2 protein-coding genes are annotated in these 1283 nt (G+C 59.5%); one reads left to right on the top strand and one right to left on the bottom strand.

The features are described from left to right. Positions 1-139: 139 nt before the first annotated feature. Entirely contained in the window at positions 140-760 is a 621-nt protein-coding gene (locus ACXRVY_RS29725) for a TetR/AcrR family transcriptional regulator (protein WP_008017494.1), read from the bottom strand. 135 nt (positions 761-895) lie between these two features. On the opposite strand from ACXRVY_RS29725, the gene copC reads away from it, so the two are divergent. Then, the gene (gene copC, locus ACXRVY_RS29720; RefSeq protein WP_223461896.1) at positions 896-1261 is read left to right on the top strand and encodes a copper homeostasis periplasmic binding protein CopC; all 366 of its coding nucleotides are present in this window, start codon (positions 896-898) and stop codon (positions 1259-1261) included. Positions 1262-1283: the final 22 nt, after the last annotated feature.

Genomic DNA, 1283 nt, shown 5'->3' with positions numbered 1-1283 from the left:
GATGACGCCATCGCGAGCAAGCTCGCTCCCACAGGTATCTCTGGTGTACACAGCATTTGTGTACGACATAAAACACTGTGGGAGCGAGCTTGCTCCGGGCGGCGTTCCGACGATGAGGCCCGCCGCAACAACACAAATCTCAGGGCTCCAACCCGATCCCCCGCAAAATCACACTGGTCACCGTCTGCACCGCCTTTTCGAACTGCATGTCCGACAGCGGCTGGTGATCATTGAGGATATTCACCTGGTGATCGAAGTCGGCATAGTGCTGGGTCGAGGCCCAGATCATGTATAGCAGGCTCGAGGGCTCCACCGGCAGGATGCGTTTGTCGTCCACCCACTGGCGGATTTTCGCTTCCTTCATCTTGGCCCAGTCATACAGGCTCGCGTCCAGCGCTGCGCCGAGGGTCGGCGCGCCATGGATGATTTCGTTGGCCCAGACTTTCGAGCCATACGGCCGGCTGCGGGAATGGTTCATCTTGGCGCGAATGTAGCTGCTGAGCACCACGCGCGGGTCATCGAACATCTCGAAGCACAGGGCGTCCTGCTTCCAGACTTCCAGCAAGTCGAACAGCACGGCGCTGTACAACTCGGTCTTGGTGCTGAAGTAATAGTGCAGATTGGAACGCGGCAGTTGCACTTCGGCGGCGATGTCAGCCATGGCGGTGCTGCCGAAGCCCTTTTCAGCGAAGACCTTTTCCGCCCCCAGCAGGATTTTTTCGACGTTACTGCGACGAATCTCGATCTTGTGATTGCCCATGCGGATCCCCGACAACAACGTTGAGCAAGACTAGCATCCGCTCTGGAGCGCGGCGACAAGGGAAAACGAAACTTCGTACAGCCGCTGTCGTAACGCTAAACTCTGCGCACTTGGAAACTGCCTGAGGTACCCACGATGCTGCTCAAGAAAACCCTGACTGTCGCTGCCCTGCTCGGCTCGCTGCTCGCCGCTTCTTCGGTGTTGGCCCACGCCCACCTGAAAAGCCAGACTCCGGCCGCCGACAGCACCGTGACCGCACCAGCGCAATTGCGCCTGGAGTTCTCCGAGGGTATCGAGGCCAGTTTCACCAAAGTCACGCTGACCCGGGATGGCGCACCGGTAGCGATCAAAGCGCTGACCACCGAAGGCAGCGACAAGAAGACCCTGATTGTCACCCCCGCCGCGCCGTTGGCCGCCGGGGCCTACAAAGTCGAATGGCACGCCGTGTCGGTCGACACCCACAAAAGCGAAGGTGCATACGCCTTCAAGGTTGGCCAGTAATTCATGGCGAGCGCGCTGGTGC

The organism is Pseudomonas sp. P5_A2_2, assembly GCF_054177685.1.
Note: the sequence above shows the minus strand (reverse complement) of the source record. Positions and strands in the feature narration are given on the sequence as shown.